Raw genomic sequence first — 17,012 nt, 5'->3', positions numbered from 1 at the left:
AGCGTCTGTGGTGTGAGTCGGCGATAGGTATGACGGAGGAAAGAATGGAATTGTTGATTGAGGCGGCTCTCTGGCAGCCCCACTGGCAGGGGGTATTGCTGGCTTGGCAAGGGCAGGGGCACCGCTGGCAACTGCTGCTGAGCAAGCGGGCCGAACGTCAGCCCGGGCGCCTGACTGCGCCTTGGGCAGATTGTCCGCCCGATGGCACCCTCACGGCCAGCGTCTTGCTCGCCACCTGGCTGGACGAGGAACAGGCACCCGCCGAGCAAGCCTGTGCGAGTCAGCGGATCCTGATCAGCGCCTCCTCGGTCCTGCTGACCCTGGCCAAGGAGAGCGGCCTGCTCACCCTGGGGCCTCGCGGCGCGGATCTCCCCCTGGCCGCAGATGACGATCTGGCCCTGGTGCTGCAACGGCTGCTAGGTCGGCGCCTGAATATTCCCACCTTGTACGAGCAGCCAGTGGCTGACGCGCCTGCCCTGGTGCTGCGACCACTGCTGCCCACCGACGAGGCAGACATCGTGCGCTACTGCTCGGACGAGGCGCTTGCGCGCTACACCCTCAATATTCCTCATCCCTATTCGCCGGATTGTGCCCGCGACTGGCTGGCCATGAGCGAGCGCAAGACGGCGCTGGGCATGGGCTGGACCTGGGCCCTGACGCTGCCATCGGAGGGAGATACGGCGCCCTTACTTGGGGTGATTTCCCTGCACTGGAACGGTGAGCTGGCCTGGTGGGTGGGAGTACCCTGGCAGAACAGGGGACTTGCCACCCGGGCGGGGCGACTGGTCAGAGCCTTTGCCTTCGAGCAGCAACGGCTGCCGGCACTCAGTGCCCGTCACATGCCTGACAATCTGGCCTCCGGCCGGGTGATGGCCAAGCTCGGCATGCACTACTGTGGGCGGCGCAAGGGGACGGATAGCCATCCCGCTGAGGTGAGCTACTGGCGGCTGGATCGCAGCCCCGTCCTGGCGGATGGCATGCTGGCCGGGTTGGCGCCCTGGCTAGAGGATCCCCATGTGGCGGTGATCATCCTGCATGGCCCCTGGGCCCGAGGAGAATATGGCGGCGTGCTGGAGCTGGCGCTCTTTATGATGGACGACGGGCGCACGGGCAGCGAGACGCGGTGGCTGGCAGGGACCGAGCTGGTGGCCCGTTATCATCCGCTCTGCTGGCTGGAGGGCGGCAGTATTTTGCAGCCCTCGCATCGGGGGGGCGCACTGCTCAAGGAGCGCGGTGAGCGGGGGCTCGCCTACCTGCTGCGCTTGCTTCGTGAGCACATAGTCGAGCGTACAGGTGAGCGCTAGCGCCCTCATGCCAGCGCCGTGATGAGGGCGTTCTGACGGTATTTTATGAGCGCGTAACGCGTTTTCCTGAGCTCGCCCTCCCATTTTCAACGAAAGGCATTCAAACCCGCCGCTGCTTCTGTGAAATAATGCCTGCTCTGCTGTACGAGGAGTAACGCTGTATGCTGAGAACCGAGCGCCCCGGCGACATGTTGCCGGTCTATGAGCTGGTGAGCGCCGCCTTTGGCCGTAGCGACGAGGCCGAGCTGGTCAATCGCCTGCGCGAGTGTGGCGCCGCCGTGGTGACCATGGTCGAAGAGGAAGAGTACGAGTTCATGGGACACCTGTTGCTGAGCCCGATCACCATTAACGGACAGGACGGCCCCTGGCTCGGTCTGGCGCCGGTCGCGGTGCATCCGGATTGGCAGGGACAGGGCATCGGCTCGGATCTGGTACGAGAGGGGCTCGATACGGCGCTGGAGATGGACTGGAAGGCGGTGGTGGTGCTGGGCGATCCGGCTTACTACAGCCGTTTTGGCTTCCGGCCTGCCAGCGATTTCGGTCTGAACTGCATCTACGAGGTGCCGGCCGATTGTTTCATGGCGATGGAGCTGCAACCCGGTGGTCTCGAAGGCCTGCAGGGCGAGGTGCTTTATCACCCGCTGTTTGACGAGGTGGAAGAAGAGTAACGCGACCCCTCTGCGGGAAACCCTCTGCTACCTGACAATGCCGTTCACCTCAGGGTGAGCGGCATTGTGCTTTCTAGGCGTAAGTCTGGCGCACTCAGGAGTGCTGTTTGGCTTCGTACATCGCTTTGTCGGCCCCTTCGATCAGCTCGTTGGCACTGACAAATTTTTCATTGCCGGTCACACAGATGCCGATGCTGATGGAGTACTCCGGGTAGGGGTGGTGAAGGCCGCCTCGATGCGATCGCTGATGTGCAAGGCGGTGGCCCTGCTCGCCTCCGGCAGGATCACACAAAACTCGTCCCCGCCGATCCGGCATGGGAAGTCCGAGGTGCGGCAGCTCTCGGTGATCGCCTGTCCCAGGGTTTGCAGGACCTCGTCACCTTTCGCATGACCGAAGGTGTCATTGATGAACTTGAACTTGTTGACGTCGATGTAGATCACCGACAGGTAGTTCTTGCGGCGTATGGCGGCATTGAGTTCACGCATGATGGTGCGCTGCATCGCCCGCTTGTTGTACAGCTCGGTGAGGGGATCGCGCTCCGCATGGGCGCTCAGGATCTTGGACTTCTCCTCCAGCTCGCGAGCATAGGTCTCCATCCGCTTCTTGGCATTTTCCACCGCGCTCAGTAGGGTGCCGATATAGGTATCGAACACCAGTGCTGTATCGAAACTGATCAGCTTGTCGAGGGCCCGCAGCACCTGGGGGACTTCCGATTGATTGGCCATGTGTTCGATCAACACATCTTCAATCAGGTACTTGAGGGTACAGCTGGCGGAGAGGTACAGCTTGGGCTCGACCCCGATCCGCTTGTGCACCAGACCGATACGCAGCCGGCTGTTGACATAGGCGTTGTCGTAGTGGCCGGAGAACAGCTCCTGGATATAGCGGCGCTGGGCGTTGCGCAGTCGCTGCAAGGTGTCGGCATCGCCGATCAGCAGGGCAATCTCGTCAAACTGGGTCTGCTTGTCGTAAAACTTGGCGACGAGGCTGTCGAGGTGCTGCTCTATGATGGGCTGCTGCTGTGCGAGCAGATCCAGCTCAGCCTGCGTCAGCTTGAACAGCTCCATTCGGCGTTGGATTTCGATCTCATTGATGTTGAATTGCTCAAGCAGTGTTTTCTCGATCAACATGGCTACCTCATGTTCCCAGCATGGGTGCTGGGGCGCGGTTGTTATTGTGTGTATATCGTTGCTGTACAGAGAAGGCATCTTCTACCAGCCGCGATCATCGCATGAAATCAGCCGCCCTGAGGGCTTTTTAAGTCTATCTCATTGTTTTGGTTAATAAACCTCATTGTTTGTATGGATGAGCGAGTCCCTGTAAGGGAGTCACTCTCGGTTGCCTCCCATCTGGTCAGGAGAGGACGGGCCTGTGCCGCAGGGTGAGCACTAGTGCTCAACCTACTGTGCGAGGGATTTTAATTGCAGCTTGCCCGGCGGATTGTTCCAGTCGATGGGGCCGTGGGTGAAGCGGTATTGCAACCTAGGCAGGCTCAGCTCCAGCCACTCTTCTTTGAAATAGGCATAGCCCTGATCCCAGTCCGGATCGTTGGCCCAGCCGGTTTGCAGGAAATAAAGCCGGGTTCCCTGACCCTCCGGCACGAAACGCAGGCTGATGAGAGTCTTCTGCTGGCGGATATGAGGGAATTGGGGGGGGAAATTCCAGCTGAAGCTGAGCAAGTCATGGGGCATGACCGCCATCACCCGGCAGCCTTCGGTGCCACGTTCACCCAGTGGCGCATCGGGTCTGAAATAGATTTCGAAAGGTCCGTTGGGCTCTGGCACCATCAGGCACTCGGGAGCCAGAAAACTGCGCAGACCGCTCTCGGTGGTCCAGGCTCGCCAGACGTCGTCAATGTGAGCGGGCACCAGGATATTGCCTTCAATCTGTTTGCTATCCATAAATCAGTGAACCTCAAATCAGTCATGGATGGAACTCAGGCAGTATAGCCCCTCAGGCGATAAAATAGGCAGTCATAGGTCACACATGGCTATGTTCGACTGGGTCCATTCTCGTTATTTGACATGGCAGCGGGATCCATTGGAAAGTGGGCATTGATGGCCAAGGAAAATAAGGATCTCTTCATGATCAGAATGATGCGAGACACGGATGCTCCCACGCTGGCACAGCTGTTTCTCAAAGGGAGGCGGCAGGCCTTTGACTGGGTCGAGCCCTCTCTGTTTCTATTGAGCGATTTTGCCGAGCAGACCCGGGGCGAGCAAATCTGGGTGGCCGAGCAAGGTGGTACCCCCTGTGGCTTTATCTCCATCTGGGGGGCAGAGAGTTTTGTGCATCATCTGTACGTCACGGCCGACTGGCACGGGCAGGGCATGGGACGGGCCTTGTTGACGCAAGGACTGGCGGATCATGCCAGACCGGCCTCCCTCAAGGTGGCTACCAGCAACACCACGGCGCTGGCCTTTTATCATCGGCTGGGTTGGCAAAATACCGATGAGACGGGCCACTGCGAGATCACCGGGCCCTGGCGCAGGCTGGTGCTGGCCGCGGGTGGCTAGCGTCCTATCGCTATGGCATGGAGCCAGCGGTGGTGGCACTGTGCCGGTATCGGAATGGCCCCTTGAGCAGGCGCCTCGTCACTCGCCTTGCTCAAGGGGCTGAAGGGATCTTTACAGCTCAAGCTGCACACCAAGTTCCACCACTCGGTTGGCCGGGATCTGGAAGAAGTCGGTTGCTCGGGAAGAGTTGCGGTTCATCCAGATAAATAGCCCTTCACGCCAGCGCGCCATGCCCGGCAGATCCGTGCTGATGAGGTACTCATAGGAGAGGAAGAAGGAGGTATTGCTGAGCCTCACTACCAGGTCATGCTCGGTGCAAGCCTGGAAGATCTCCTTCATGGAGGGTGTCTCCTGATAACCAAAATGGGCGACGACCTGCCAGAATCCCTGCCCGAGCTGAGCCAGCTCCAGCCGCTCCTCGGGTGGCAACCAGGGCTCATCCTTTACCCGAATGGTCAGAAAAATCACCCGCTCATGCAGCACCTTGTTGTGCTTGAGGTTATGCAAAATGGCATGGGGCACGACCTTGTTCGACTTGGAAAGAAAAACCGCGGTACCCGGCACCAGCAGGGGGGGATGAAGCTGCATATCATCGACGAAAGACTGCAGTGCCAACGACTTGTTCTCGAGCTTGTCGAGCACCAGCTCGCGTCCGCGCTTCCAGGTGGTCATCACCATGATGGCCAACAGGGCGAACGAGACGGGCAACCAACCGCCAGATAAGAACTTGGTGGTATTGGCGCTGAAGAAGGCCAGGTCCATCAGTAGCAGTGGGGCTCCCACCAAGCCAATCAGCCAGAGGGGCTGTTTCCAGCGATGGAATGCAACCACCATGAGCAGCAGCGTGGTGATCACCATGGTACCTGTCACGGCAATGCCGTACGCAGCAGCCAGATTGCTTGAACTCTTGAACCAGAAGATCACCAGCACTATCCCTCCTAACAGCAGCCAATTGACCAGGGGAAGATAGATCTGGCCCTTCTCGTGTTCAGAGGTGTAGCGGATCTCCTGACGCGGCAGAAACCCGAGCAAGATAGCCTGTCGAACCAGGGAGTAAGTACCGGAAATGACCGCCTGGGAGGCAATGACGGTCGCCAGGGTTGCCATCACAATCAGAGGCAAGGTCATCCAGGATGGTGCCAGCAGATAGAATGGATTCTCGATGGCCTCGGGGTGACGCAGCAGCAAGGCGCCCTGACCGAAGTAGTTGAGCAACAGGGCAGGCATCACCAGGCTCCCCCACGCTAGCTGGATAGCGCCACGTCCAAAGTGCCCCATGTCGGCATAGAGTGCCTCGGCCCCGGTCACGCATAGCACCACGGCGCCCAGCACGACAAACGCCGTTCCCGGCCTGGCCAGCAGAAAATCAACGGCATAGAGCGGATTGATGGCCCGCAGGATCGCGGGGTTCTGTGCTATTTCGAGCACGCCGAGCAGTGCCAGGGTGATGAACCAGAGCAGCATGATGGGCCCGAACCAGCGCCCAATCCCGGCGGTGCCGTAGTGCTGGACGCCGAACAGCACCACCAGCACGACCAGAGCGATGGGGAGCACGAAGGGGGCAAGATCCGGGGCCACAATTTGCAGCCCCTCTACGGCGGAGAGCACGGAGATCGCCGGGGTGATCACCGCATCCCCGATAAATAGCCCCACCCCGGTCAGCCCCAGCAGCATCACCACAGTACGAGCACGTGCAGAGAGGCGCCGCTCGGCGAGGGAGGCCAATGTCAGTATGCCACCTTCGCCCTTGTTGTCGGCCCTGAGTACCAGCAGCACGTATTTGAGCGACACGACAATCATGAGGGTCCAGAAGAAGAGAGACACAATCGAGTAGATCTCCTCTTTGCCGGGCTGCAATCCCATATGCCCCGCAAAACTCTGCTTCAAGGCATAGAGTGGACTGGTGCCGATGTCACCGTAAACTACCCCAAGCGCCGCCAGAGTAATGGCCATCCGGCCATGCCCTTCTCCATTGCTCATGATGAAATTCCATTTTAATTCATTATTTTAACGATAGTACGATGAGCCAGCTCGAGAGTGAAATGACAAGTAATGAATACCTGATGCCATCAGCGACAGGGATCTATCTCATTTCAGGCTGGTGAAGAGTTGTGTGGTCCTGATGGACTGAATGGATGTTTGATTGAATGTGAGGGGCAGCCCCGTTAGACAGCCCCGAGAGTCATCGATGAGGTCAGCGAGTCGTTCAGTGAAAACCACCTGTATCCATCGGGAAGATTGACTGATTGAATTGTGCGGTCCGGTCTGCATCCACCTCGGCGAGCAGGGTGGCCGCATCAGTATCGAGCTCACCGGTCAGCAGTAGTGGGAGGCTGGCCTCAGTCCACGCAGCGATCCACTCGGCCTTGGCGTTGGCCTCAGCTTCTTGGCTTTCGAGCAGGGCTAGCAGGGTGTTTTCATTCATGGCTAAAGCTCCATTTCAACCAGGAGGGCACGATGTTCGTGGTCGACCTTGATAGCGCGGCGGGTCGCAGTGCGAGGCGGTATTGAGCCGCGAAAGCCCATCACCTGGACTTCGGTCAGTTGCTTCATGGAGAGTCCCTCTACATTCAGGCGGCTATGGCCGGAAGTTCACCCTGGCCAGTCGTCAGCCAGGTGAAGTGGGCTGAGAGCTCGGGGTGCTGTGCTATCAACAACAAGGTGCTGCCGCTGATTTCCCGGTAGTTCAGCTCGTAGTTCTTGAGCGAGGTGCTGGCCAACATGCCGAGCAAGATCACGCCCGTGCCGGTTCGCCAGGTTACTGCAGTGGTAACCGAACAGGATACCCAGGTGGTCGCCATGCTGTTCGAGCAGCTCAAGGTGATCTTCCCTGCTTGGCAGAGGGCCTTCCCCAATCCCGAAATGCAAGCCAGGGCATTGCGAGAATGGACTGTGGCGCTGGTCGAGGCCAACTGCACCAGTCGTGATCAGCTGAGCCAGGGAATGCGTACAGCACGCAGCCAGGGAGGAGAGTGGTTTCCGAGCACCAGCAGGTTTATCAAGTGGTGCCAGGTCACCCCCGAATCATTGGGATTGCCGACGCTGGATACCGCGCTGGTCGAAGTGCGCACCCGCCGATTTACACACCCTGCCGTTGAGCTCGCAGCAAAGACAACAAGCTGGGAGCGGCAGACACTGAGCTTGGATGCCTACCGGCTGGTGTTCGAGCAGGCGTATGCTCAGTTACTACGGCGAGTGGTTGCGGGAGAGGATTTGGGTGCTGAGGTACTGAAGGGGCTACCGACTAGGGACCAGATCCAGCACAGCCCGGAGTTCTACCAGGAGACGGGGCAACGAGGGGTTGCAAGCCTCAAGGCGTTGTTCAAGAGGGGGAGGAGAGAGACACCGGCCTGAGGCCGGTGTCAGGTGATAACGGCGATCGCACTTATACAATGAGCGCTCGTGTTCGGAGCAACAATTTAAGAAAGGATGACTTTGCTACGAGCATCACGAGCTTGCTTCACATAAAACTCCATGTAGTTAATGATTTCCATTAAGTTATCCGTCGTGACGGCCTGATTGTTTAAATCCCGAAGCGTTGCCACAAAACTAGAGAATTCTGTGGACAGCTTAGTAGTTTCCGTAGCAAGCGCTGTCATGGACGTTCCCGCAGTTCCAATAGTGTCTAGCAGCGCTAGTGTCGCGTTCTCCGCCCGCAGCCTTGTTTGAAAGGCCTCTACCACACTGGTCTGCTTCGTTACCGCCTTGGAGACTTCATCGCGCATTTGGGTGAGTTGCTCGAACTTAATGGTCTTGTCAACAGCCGCCAATATTTTCTTAATTTGCTTTACGGATAGCTCGATTGCCTTCTTCGCGGCTCCAACCTCTGGAGCCGCAGCATCCTCCGGTTCAGCATCAAGAAGGCTCGACAGCTCCTTTTCATCTGGCAGGAGTCCAACAAGGTCTTCAGTAGGCCCACCCCGCGCTTCATCAACGGCTGCAGCTAAGGTTTCGTAGCGCTCTTTGAGGATTTTGAGACGAGCAGACTCACGATCAACGTCCTGCTTTAGGCGCTCATGGTTTGCTGTCTCGGTGGCTAAGGCATCCTTAAGTCGCACCTCGGTTTCTTTCCCAAATGTTGAGAGGCGATCGGCAGACTCAGAAAGCTTAGTCGCAGCATTGTCAAAGTCTGTGAGGGTGGATGAGACTGTAGTACCCAGCTTGCCTTGCAACTGTGCCCGTGCGGCGTTGGCCTGCACAGTAGTAATTTTGCCCGTGCGTTGGGCTTCGTCAATCTCACCACTTTTTTGTTGAAGTGGTTGGACTGCCTTCATGTTGTTCAACGAGGTTGGCAGCAAGGTAAGAGCGTTGCTGATCTCTTGATTAAGGTTGTCTGCCACAGTAGCAGCGAGCTTAAGACGATCTGTAAAGTAGGAATATGCTCCATCGCTTGTCGCAGGAACGCTTCGCTTAATAGTTGTGACAGAATGTGCCACAGACTCAAAGTTCGGGATATTAGCTGTAGAATTGGAAAGCTGCATAGTGATGATGACCTTATCGCATGTTTGAAAAGTGCTTGGAAAGCGTGGCTGTGCTCGAAAATTTATCGAGGTGAGCTTTCACTAGGAGCCGTAGGTTTTTTTGAACTCTTCATAAGCCTTGTCAAAGACTTTCTCGAGCCCGGTGCTCATGTTGCCCACTTCACTCCACGGTTTGACGATTCCTTCAAGGTCAGTAACAAAGGACAGCAACATATCGCTGTCTTTGACTTGCTTCCACTTATCAACCGATTGATCAATTCTTACGATGATGTCGGTCCACAAGAAGTCGAGGTGCTCTAGGGACTGCTCAGCATCCAATAATCGCATTCCAATATCTGTAAATTGGGTTGCAAACTGATTGAGAATGCCCTGTACCTGCTGTTTCCTCTTGAGGTCTTTGGACTTCTCATCCTTTTCCTGGATTTTTGAGTTCCTCTCTTTCCGAGCCTTCTCAGCCTTGTCGCCAAAAATGCCACCTGTAATGGCGAGACCAATGATTCCACCTGCGGCACCAGTGAATGCAAGCCCGACATACTTGTCGTAGTCTTTCTTCAGTTGATCGATATCCTTTTGAAGGTCATCAATACTGTCTTGGAGTTCTTTGATCTGACCATCCAAATTGGCTTTCTTTGCTCGCTCTTTCTTGTCTGCGATCGCTGGCTCAAGACCCGTCACTGCTTGGTTGTTTGACAGAGTGCCACCAGATATCTCGGTCTTGTAGTCACGCACTGCCCTTAGCACCTCGAGCGTCTTTTCCTGCTGTTTGATGCAGATTTCCTTTAACCTCGCGATGACTTCTGGCAACGCCTTTTGAATTTTGGTGTCTTTGTCACTAGAAATTGGGATTGTTAAAGTCGAGTCTTTGATGGTTTTCAGCTGCTCTATGATATCCATCTGGTTGATGGCCTTGATGACTTGGCCACCAATTCTAACGATGTCTTCCGATGCGACTTCGAGGCTAGCGGCTTGCTTCTTCACCAGACTTTCGACTGGTGTCCAGCGGTTAGCATGGCCAGTGATCTTTTGGTACAAATCAATGATTTCTTTAGGCTCAAGCCCAGGAATGCCTGTGCTGTCACTGCCAATTTCTTTCGTAAACTGTTCTAGGTTCTGCGGTAGCTTCCTGGCAGCGCGGACATACAGCAAGATTTTGATTAGGTCGTCGGCAGTAAAGATGCCAGCTGCGCGGCCGCCATCAGTTTGACTGCCAGTGAGCAGCTTCAGCGTCAAAGTTGGAACCTGTCCAGCCTCAATAGGTTTAGACTTAATGGGTACGGAGCTGTCAGCAATCATTTTGATTATTTCTCCAAAATTATAAGGACTTGAACAAGTTCTGTGTCTTGAGCCAAAAAACTAACGTAATTACTACGCCTAATCAACCTATGCACATTGGCTCAAAAAGCAAGCTGATAAAGATATCAGTTGTGTGGTGGTGAGTTTTTCGCTACACAATAAAATTGATGTGAAATCAATGCGCTATGCACTCGCGCTTGATTCCTCGAACAAGGGGGGTAAGCCGGAGCCGCCGAAATCTCTGTCTAGTAAGAAAAATCAGTCATGATATATGTCTTGTTATCAAACGATGGGGCCGTGATTAATATTCTAAAGCCACGGTATAGCTGGGTATCATCGAAATAAATTAAACAACTCTCAAGTTGCACATACCTCTCAATAGGTGTTGGAACTAGGCGCAGAATAATTTTTTGAGGAGGTATCCAACTTAAGTGTTTCTTAATAAAGATTCCACATTCTATGTTGGACGGCAATTCGTCTAACCACAGGATATGGTGAATCATGATGAATAACACCAGTAGTGCAGTAAGCAAAGTGCCTGAACTCACGCTAGCATTTTGGGTCATTAAAATACTTGCGACGACACTGGGTGAAACCGGTGGAGATGCAGTCTCCATGTCCATGGATCTTGGGTATCTGGTGGGCACAGCTATCTTTGCTGTCATTTTTTTTGTTGCTGTAAGTGCCCAGATATCAGCCAAGACCTATAACCCGGCGCTGTACTGGACCACCATCATTGCAACCACAACAGTCGGTACGACTCTGGCCGATTTCGCTGACCGCTCTTTGGGGATTGGTTACGCGGGTGGCTCGCTGATGCTGTTCCTCTTGTTACTTGGTTCGTTTGGGGTGTGGTACCGAGCTCAGGGAGAGATATCGTCCAGTGTGATCTCTTCACCTAGGACGGAGATGTTCTACTGGATTACCATCATGTTTTCGCAAACCCTTGGTACCGCTCTAGGTGATTGGACTGCGGATAATGCTGGCTTTGGTTATGCAGGTAGTTCGGTGGTGTTTGGTGGCATCTTGCTTGTCATCGTGGCTGCTTATCTGTGGACCAAGATATCTAGGACTTTGCTATTCTGGGCTGCTTTCATCATTACGCGTCCTCTTGGGGCTGTTGTTGGAGATTTCTTGGATAAGCCGATTAGCAAGGGCGGGTTGGAGCTGAGCCGCTATACAGCCTCGATTGCATTGCTTGTGGCGATTGCTATTCTTGTTTACCTTTCTACCTTGAAAAGTAAGCGGAGTGAGCCAGTGACCTTAGATTTGGATGCGGACAGTTAATTGAACGATTTAGTAAACCATAGATGAGATTATTTTCAGCATTAAGTATTCATGCTCTGGGATTTTCCGTGCTTTGTAAATAAGTCAAATGTAGTCGTCTGAATAAACCATGCACATGCATTAGAAACTCAAAATCCCCGAGTAGATAACTACTCGGGGGCTTTTATTTTTATGGCTCATGAAAATTAGGTGTCTAGAGAAGACGATTTTTCCTACTTGTGTTTATTACTCAATAGATTTGTAGAAAATCGAGTCTAATTAAATAGTGTTTCGGCGTGTGACAGAAATTATCGATAGTAGGTACCATAGTCAGTGCCGGACCTAGACCACCCGGCTGTGTATGATTAAAAGGACCCAGACCATGACCAAACCACATACCCGAGATCTATCCGCAGTACGCCCGCGCGGCTGTGCCAGCATCCACAGTATAAAACCTATCCCCCTCAGTTCAGCCCCGAGCAGACTGAGCTGTTCCATAAACTGCTAGGGGAGGGCGCAATTTGAACGCCTACCCCAAGTATTTCCTCCGAAGCCCTGAAATCCGCTCCCGAGCTTGCCAGTTGGTCGCTGGCTTGCCGGTTGATCAGGACAAGCCGCTGGTCATCGAAATTAAGGAGATGACCCGTTCCCTGGCCCAGAACAGTATGTTTTGGGCGTGTCTCACCGATATCGCCGAGCAGGTGAGCTGGCACGGGCGAAAGCTCGCTAAGGAGGACTGGAAGCATGTCCTCAGCGCCGCTCTGTATCAGCAAGACGTGGTACCGAACATCGACGGTACCGGCTTCGTGGTGCTGGGTAAGTCCACCTCCAAGATGATTGTGCGGGAGATGCGCGACCTTATCGAGCTAGCGCAGTCCTTTGGCGCCCAGTAGGGCGTGCAGTTCGGGGATACATTCGCTCTGAACCCGACACCACAGATCGTCAAATCTGTGGTGGAGGCTGCCTTCAACTACGACAATTTCCGCGGTGGCCCCATCGACGGCCCGCAGGAACTGGCCGTCAAAGCGGAGGCTCGCTACAACGAGCAGACTAGCCTGCTGATGTGCGAGTTGGGAGAGCTTTCAGGGTTGTCACCCAAGCATCTGCTGTTCGGCTATACCGGCACTATGGGAAGCTATGTGATGGCTGCAGCTGACGGCCTGATCCGAGCCGCCAAGCCAGGAGAGTCAACTGCCTGGCGTGCTGACGAAATCCCTCTAGTGAAGGCTGTGTATCGCGGCACCGGGCTAGCCAAGTCCACTTAGCACATGGAAGAGTTTTACCGGATGCTGAGCGAGGTGAATCAACTCAAGCGTACAGTGGACCAGTATCGTAGCGAGGGACTGACAGATAAAGCCAGCGAGTTGCTGGAAGAACAGGGAGGGATCCTTAAGTCGCGTCGCAACCTGAGCAGCACACAGCAGCAGGTGCGGGTAGTTCGCAACAAGATTGACCTGATTCAACGTGACAAGACTTTGGAGTCTGAGGAAAAGCGCCGTCGGATTGATGAGTTGCTGGCACATAAGAATGGCCTCGTGTACCAAGCCGTCAATCACAACCGGGATAACTGGTAATAACCGCGCATATTCGGAGGGGGATTGGTTTATCATCAATGCTGCTCGCCAGATCAGAGAGCTTCTTGGGTGTGTGGGCCATCACCAGCCCAGTTTTCTCCGTGTTTGGGTAAACCACATGAAATGTGGCTTACCCCCTTAGCTTGATACGCTGGCAATCATTGCAGTTTTGCTGCATCACCAATGCACTTCACGGATGCCCAGCAGTTGTTAAGCCAGTCAGTGTCTGAGTTCTTCTGACACAGGGTGTTAACTATTGCGTCACCGCCAAGCATTACCGTTTTGATTTTCAACCCTTCCATAGCTTCAGTATCGGAAACATTTTGTTCTTGATGTAGGTTTCTATTGCAAGATAGTCCGCTAACTTCACCCAGAATAGTGAAATAGCGATCAGGTTTGCCACTAAATATTTTTACCTCACCAACCTTCGCTCTCTCGGAAGATGAAAGACTGTCAATTCTTGGGTTTTGAGCACAACCCGTCATCAATAATATTAAGCCCGCGCAAACTAACGCCTTGTTCATTACCATCATAACCTCTTATGAGTGGGTCTCGGTTGATAGCATTTTGATAGGAGGGATAACAAGGCCGCTGATTTAGACCAGTGACACCGATCACGTCTCTTCTTCGTTTTTCTTTAGGAGAGCGCGTACCTCTGACAAAAGTAACTCAGTTCCTTGAGCACGTAATCACGTGTGGTTGGTTGTTCAATGAAAGCCACTTCGGCAAGCGCTGGTGTTCCGCCTCTTATGCCCGTGACTGGTATCTCACTGAGGAGCAGCACTAGCAAAAGCAGCATAGCTTTGAGTCGTTCATCGTGTTTACTCTAGTGTTGCTGCAGAAAGTGGTGGTGCGCATCTATCAGCTCTATCTGAAAGGCGGTCTCCCTATGAAGAAGGACTGGGATGGCCTGCTCACCCAGGACAAAGTGATCAAGGGGGCAGCATGAGCGCAGCCCAACAGCAAGGAGAGTTAGCCGCCTTAATGGACGAGCTGGACGGTGTTGACCTGACTCAGCAGAACAAGCAGGTACTGACAGAGCGGATTCTGCGCATGATGCAGGTTTGAACTCAATCACATCTAGGGGCTTTGGCCCCTTTTTTGATACCCAAATGGGTCTGAAAGTGGTAGGTTTCTTTCCATTAATCTGTATGAGTATACAGTATTTTCACAGCCGAGAGGTTGAGAGAGAACGGGAGACATTGGATGGAATCATCACTGACCGAACTAGAAGAACTTATCGAGACATTGGATTTGACGCCCCAGGAGGAAGATAGAATCGCGCGCATTCTAGAGAAACTACGCGATGAAGCTGCTGCGTCGTAAAGATGTGGAAGGATTCGGATTGGCCCGCTACTGAGCGGGCTTTTCTATGTCTTGGAGGGGAGAAAAGAAAAAAGCCTGCATTTCTGCAGGCTTTCTAAATCTTGGATCACCGGTGGATCATTTTGGTTCCTGTTTCAGGCCAGCCTCTGTCGCGATGGTTTCGCTAAGTTGCTGTTTTAACTCGTGTTGTCCTGTCGGTGTCCTAGTTAAATTGGTGGAGCTGGGGGGATTTGAACCCCCGTCCAAAATTACTACATCCTCGGTACTACATGCTTAGTCACTCTTTACATTCGCCAACACGCTGCGGAGAGACACGCCACGCATTGACTAGCTCGATTGGTTTTAATGCTTCCGCCCCGAGCAGGACTTCCACACGATCCTGTGAAGGATGACCTTCCGATTCCCTAGGACACAGGCAAGCTAGGGTAGAAGGGCTCAGCGCAGGTTATTAAGCTGCGAGTGCGTAGTTTTCGTCGTTTGCGACTATTTTTTTGCGGTTTGTTAACGAGGCCTACCGCACCTCGGCATGCACCTTGGGTTTCGTGAATCTTGTCGAATCCAGAATCAGCCCCAAGTTGTCAAAAGCGATTGTACGCAAAAATCCTGTCATGGCAAGGCGTTGATGGCAATCGACCGGCTGATGCCGGTCGATTGCTGGTTTATTGGGCGCCGTCCTCATCTTGGTGGCGGCGCCGGCGGCCTGTTATCAGCCGCGGTTCTTGTTCTTCATGATGCGGGCTTTTTCCCGATCCCATTCACGGGCCTTGGTGTCTTCCCGCTTGTCGTGTTCTTTCTTGCCCTTCACCAGGCCTATTTCGACCTTGACCCAGCACTCTTTCCAGTAGAGCGCCAGCGGCACTATGGTGTAACCCTGACGGGCGGTCAGGCTTTCGAGCTTGTCGAGTTCACGGCGGCTCAGCAGCAGTTTGCGGGTGCGGGTCGGGTCACACACCACGTGGCTGGAGGCGGCGTTCAGCGGCAGGAAGGTGGAGCCGAACAGGAAGGCCTCGCCTTGCAGGAAGATGACATAGGCTTCGCTGATGTTGGCCTTGCCCGCCCGCAGAGATTTGACTTCCCACCCTTGCAGGGACAGGCCGGCTTCCACACGCTCTTCGATGAAGTACTCGTGGCGGGCACCTCTGTTGAGTGCAATGGTGCTGGACCCGGCTTTGTTTTTACTGTTCTTTTTGCTCATGACGGGGGCCTTCGGCGATGTTGATGAAGGCGCATTATACGTGGGTGGCGGCGGCTGTAAAACGCGCAACCGCTCGAGTGGTGGCTTTATGAGCAGTTCCGGGATGATTTTGGGAGGCAGGGCGGTTTTAACCCGTGTGAGACGGCAGCGGCAAAACGTACAATGGTGCGAGTGGTGGCTTTATGAGCAGTTCCGGGATGATTTTGGGAGGCAAGGCGGTTTTAACCGGAAAATAAGGCGGCAGCGCTAAAACATGCAACTGCCATGTCGGTGGTTTTATAAGCAGCTTCGGCGTGATGTTGGGAGGCAAGACGGTTTTAATCGAACGTAAGAGGACAGCCTCGAATACGAGTAGTGGCTTTATGAGCAGTTCCGGGGTGATGTTGGGAGGTCGGGGCGATTTCTACGCGACAAGGCGTGGTGATAAAATGAGCAATGGGTCGGCGGATGGTGTTGTGCACCTTTTCGGCGGTGATTTTGGCTGACAAGGTGGTAAAATCGGGCCGATTGGATGAGGAAAGCCCATGCCCCGTATTACTCGTAGTGCCCTGGTGATGTTCAGCGCCGAACAAATGTTCAGGCTGGTCAATGATGTTCACGCTTATCCCGAGTTTCTGCCCGGCTGTGTCGGTAGCCGCGTCCACGAGACGGGCGAGGATTACATGATGGCCTCGGTCGATGTGGCCAAGGCGGGCATTGCCAAGACCTTTACCACCCGCAACCTGCTCGATGCCAATCGTCAGATCAAGATGGAGCTGGTGGAGGGTCCCTTCAAGACCCTGGCGGGCTGGTGGACCTTCACGCCGCTCGATGTGGATGCCTGCAAGGTGGAGTTCGATCTCGATTTCGAGTTCACTTCCAAGCTGATCGAACTGGCCTTTGGCCAGATCTTCCGCGATCTGGTGGGCTCCATGGTGCTCGCCTTCTCCAACCGCGCCAAGGTGGTATACGGTGTCTGATCTGCTCAATATCGAAGTCGCCTATGCCCTGCCAGAGCGGCAAACCGTACTGCGCATCCGGGTTGCTCCCGGCACCAGCGTGCTGACCGCCATCGAGCAGTCCGGCATACTGAACAAACACCCGGAGATCGATCTCGCGGTCAACAAATTCGGCATCTACAGCCGTCCGGTCAAGGGCGCCGAGCCGGTGCAGGATGGGGATCGCATCGAGATCTACCGTCCGCTGATCGCCGACCCGAAAGAGATGCGCAAGAAGCGGGCCGAGAAGGCGAAAGAGGAAGGCCGTGCCGACGTGGTCACCGGCGGCCGGCCCGACGTGCATCGCAAGCGGGACGATGCCGAGTAGCTCTAATTGAGATCATTTTTACAGCATAAACAAGAGGCGCCATGGCGCCTCTTTGCTATTTCATGCTGCTGGATTTGGATGGG

At 54.6% G+C, this 17,012-nt stretch carries 23 protein-coding genes and 1 other RNA gene; 12 read left to right on the top strand and 12 right to left on the bottom strand.

Features of this window, described 5'->3' with window-relative positions; translation table 11 throughout:
• Nucleotides 1-44: 44 nt before the first annotated feature.
• Nucleotides 45-1,304 (top strand): GNAT family N-acetyltransferase, encoded by a 1,260-nt coding sequence (locus BN1137_RS15085; RefSeq protein WP_050719387.1) that lies wholly within the window; start codon nt 45-47, stop codon nt 1,302-1,304.
• Between the two features lie 161 nt (nt 1,305-1,465).
• Nucleotides 1,466-1,972 carry a GNAT family N-acetyltransferase gene (locus tag BN1137_RS15080; protein ID WP_050719386.1) on the top strand — a complete coding sequence of 169 codons (507 nt, stop codon included), beginning with the start codon at nt 1,466-1,468 and terminating at the stop codon, nt 1,970-1,972.
• A 94-nt stretch (nt 1,973-2,066) separates the two neighbouring features.
• Here the strand turns inward: BN1137_RS15080 and BN1137_RS23190 are convergent, their stop codons facing one another.
• The 3 genes from BN1137_RS23190 to BN1137_RS15070 form a co-directional block, all read right to left on the bottom strand.
• On the bottom strand, nt 2,067-2,153 hold the full coding sequence (locus tag BN1137_RS23190; RefSeq protein ID WP_408605553.1) for a hypothetical protein: 87 nt from the start codon (nt 2,151-2,153) through the stop codon (nt 2,067-2,069).
• On the bottom strand, nt 2,150-3,103 hold the full coding sequence (locus tag BN1137_RS15075) for a GGDEF domain-containing protein (RefSeq protein WP_050719385.1): 954 nt from the start codon (nt 3,101-3,103) through the stop codon (nt 2,150-2,152). The genes BN1137_RS23190 and BN1137_RS15075 overlap by 4 nt, the downstream gene beginning before the upstream one ends.
• 270 nt (nt 3,104-3,373) lie before the next feature.
• Nucleotides 3,374-3,874 carry an SRPBCC family protein gene (locus tag BN1137_RS15070; RefSeq protein ID WP_050719384.1) on the bottom strand — a complete coding sequence of 167 codons (501 nt, stop codon included), beginning with the start codon at nt 3,872-3,874 and terminating at the stop codon, nt 3,374-3,376.
• Between the two features lie 183 nt (nt 3,875-4,057).
• Between BN1137_RS15070 and BN1137_RS15065 the strand changes: the two genes are divergently transcribed.
• Complete coding sequence (locus BN1137_RS15065; protein WP_050719763.1) at nt 4,058-4,489, top strand: GNAT family N-acetyltransferase; 432 nt, start codon at nt 4,058-4,060, stop codon at nt 4,487-4,489.
• 111 nt (nt 4,490-4,600) lie between these two features.
• Here the strand turns inward: BN1137_RS15065 and BN1137_RS15060 are convergent, their stop codons facing one another.
• From BN1137_RS15060 to BN1137_RS22505, 4 genes are all read right to left on the bottom strand, one after another.
• Nucleotides 4,601-6,469, bottom strand: coding sequence for a potassium transporter Kup (locus BN1137_RS15060; protein WP_050719383.1), 1,869 nt, complete (start codon nt 6,467-6,469; stop codon nt 4,601-4,603).
• A 226-nt stretch (nt 6,470-6,695) separates the two neighbouring features.
• Complete coding sequence (locus BN1137_RS15055) at nt 6,696-6,914, bottom strand: hypothetical protein (protein ID WP_050719382.1); 219 nt, start codon at nt 6,912-6,914, stop codon at nt 6,696-6,698.
• A gap of 2 nt (nt 6,915-6,916) precedes the next feature.
• A complete protein-coding gene (locus BN1137_RS23065) occupies nt 6,917-7,042 on the bottom strand; it encodes a hypothetical protein (protein ID WP_269745130.1) in 126 nt (41 codons plus the stop codon).
• Between the two features lie 17 nt (nt 7,043-7,059).
• Nucleotides 7,060-7,212, bottom strand: coding sequence for a hypothetical protein (locus tag BN1137_RS22505; RefSeq protein WP_408605550.1), 153 nt, complete (start codon nt 7,210-7,212; stop codon nt 7,060-7,062).
• Between BN1137_RS22505 and BN1137_RS15045 the strand changes: the two genes are divergently transcribed.
• Entirely contained in the window at nt 7,211-7,843 is a 633-nt protein-coding gene (locus tag BN1137_RS15045) for a replication protein P (RefSeq protein WP_157433784.1), read from the top strand. The genes BN1137_RS22505 and BN1137_RS15045 overlap by 2 nt on opposite strands.
• Nucleotides 7,844-7,908: 65 nt before the next feature.
• Here BN1137_RS15045 and BN1137_RS15040 read toward each other — a convergent pair whose 3' ends face one another.
• Together BN1137_RS15040 and BN1137_RS15035 are read right to left on the bottom strand one after the other, a co-directional pair.
• Nucleotides 7,909-8,970: an alpha-xenorhabdolysin family binary toxin subunit B gene (locus BN1137_RS15040; RefSeq protein WP_050719380.1), complete on the bottom strand. Its 1,062-nt coding sequence runs from the start codon at nt 8,968-8,970 to the stop codon at nt 7,909-7,911.
• 81 nt (nt 8,971-9,051) lie between these two features.
• Nucleotides 9,052-10,263, bottom strand: a complete 1,212-nt coding sequence (locus BN1137_RS15035) for an alpha-xenorhabdolysin family binary toxin subunit A (protein ID WP_050719379.1) — start codon at nt 10,261-10,263, stop codon at nt 9,052-9,054.
• A 501-nt stretch (nt 10,264-10,764) separates the two neighbouring features.
• Here BN1137_RS15035 and BN1137_RS15030 point away from each other — a divergent pair.
• From BN1137_RS15030 to BN1137_RS22890, 4 genes are all read left to right on the top strand, one after another.
• Complete coding sequence (locus tag BN1137_RS15030) at nt 10,765-11,550, top strand: COG4705 family protein (protein WP_050719378.1); 786 nt, start codon at nt 10,765-10,767, stop codon at nt 11,548-11,550.
• Between the two features lie 500 nt (nt 11,551-12,050).
• The gene (locus BN1137_RS22500; protein ID WP_198150654.1) at nt 12,051-12,422 is read left to right on the top strand and encodes a recombination protein NinB; all 372 of its coding nucleotides are present in this window, start codon (nt 12,051-12,053) and stop codon (nt 12,420-12,422) included.
• A 3-nt stretch (nt 12,423-12,425) separates the two neighbouring features.
• Complete coding sequence (locus BN1137_RS22895; protein WP_050719377.1) at nt 12,426-12,794, top strand: LPD38 domain-containing protein; 369 nt, start codon at nt 12,426-12,428, stop codon at nt 12,792-12,794.
• A gap of 3 nt (nt 12,795-12,797) precedes the next feature.
• A complete protein-coding gene (locus BN1137_RS22890; RefSeq protein ID WP_232306951.1) occupies nt 12,798-13,103 on the top strand; it encodes a hypothetical protein in 306 nt (101 codons plus the stop codon).
• Nucleotides 13,104-13,261: 158 nt separating this feature from the next.
• Here the strand turns inward: BN1137_RS22890 and BN1137_RS22495 are convergent, their stop codons facing one another.
• Nucleotides 13,262-13,633 carry a hypothetical protein gene (locus BN1137_RS22495; RefSeq protein WP_198150653.1) on the bottom strand — a complete coding sequence of 124 codons (372 nt, stop codon included), beginning with the start codon at nt 13,631-13,633 and terminating at the stop codon, nt 13,262-13,264.
• A 287-nt stretch (nt 13,634-13,920) separates the two neighbouring features.
• Between BN1137_RS22495 and BN1137_RS23060 the strand changes: the two genes are divergently transcribed.
• Both BN1137_RS23060 and BN1137_RS23055 read left to right on the top strand, forming a co-directional pair.
• A complete protein-coding gene (locus tag BN1137_RS23060) occupies nt 13,921-14,052 on the top strand; it encodes a hypothetical protein (protein WP_269745129.1) in 132 nt (43 codons plus the stop codon).
• Nucleotides 14,049-14,171 (top strand): hypothetical protein, encoded by a 123-nt coding sequence (locus BN1137_RS23055; protein ID WP_269745128.1) that lies wholly within the window; start codon nt 14,049-14,051, stop codon nt 14,169-14,171. Before BN1137_RS23060 ends, BN1137_RS23055 begins: the two co-directional genes overlap by 4 nt.
• Before the next feature lie 470 nt (nt 14,172-14,641).
• Here BN1137_RS23055 and ssrA read toward each other — a convergent pair.
• Nucleotides 14,642-15,001, bottom strand: a transfer-messenger RNA (tmRNA) gene (gene ssrA / locus BN1137_RS22060).
• A gap of 134 nt (nt 15,002-15,135) precedes the next feature.
• Nucleotides 15,136-15,624: an SsrA-binding protein SmpB gene (gene smpB, locus BN1137_RS15010; RefSeq protein WP_042652537.1), complete on the bottom strand. Its 489-nt coding sequence runs from the start codon at nt 15,622-15,624 to the stop codon at nt 15,136-15,138.
• A 524-nt stretch (nt 15,625-16,148) separates the two neighbouring features.
• On the opposite strand from smpB, the gene BN1137_RS15005 reads away from it, so the two are divergent.
• Complete coding sequence (locus BN1137_RS15005) at nt 16,149-16,583, top strand: SRPBCC family protein (protein ID WP_050719375.1); 435 nt, start codon at nt 16,149-16,151, stop codon at nt 16,581-16,583.
• Complete coding sequence (locus BN1137_RS15000) at nt 16,576-16,929, top strand: RnfH family protein (protein ID WP_050719374.1); 354 nt, start codon at nt 16,576-16,578, stop codon at nt 16,927-16,929. The genes BN1137_RS15005 and BN1137_RS15000 overlap by 8 nt, the downstream gene beginning before the upstream one ends.
• The last annotated feature ends 83 nt before the right edge of the window (nt 16,930-17,012 follow it).

The organism is Aeromonas tecta (assembly GCF_000820185.1).
GTDB classification, from domain to species: Bacteria; Pseudomonadota; Gammaproteobacteria; order Enterobacterales; family Aeromonadaceae; genus Aeromonas; species Aeromonas tecta.
Note: the sequence above shows the minus strand (reverse complement) of the source record. Positions and strands in the feature narration are given on the sequence as shown.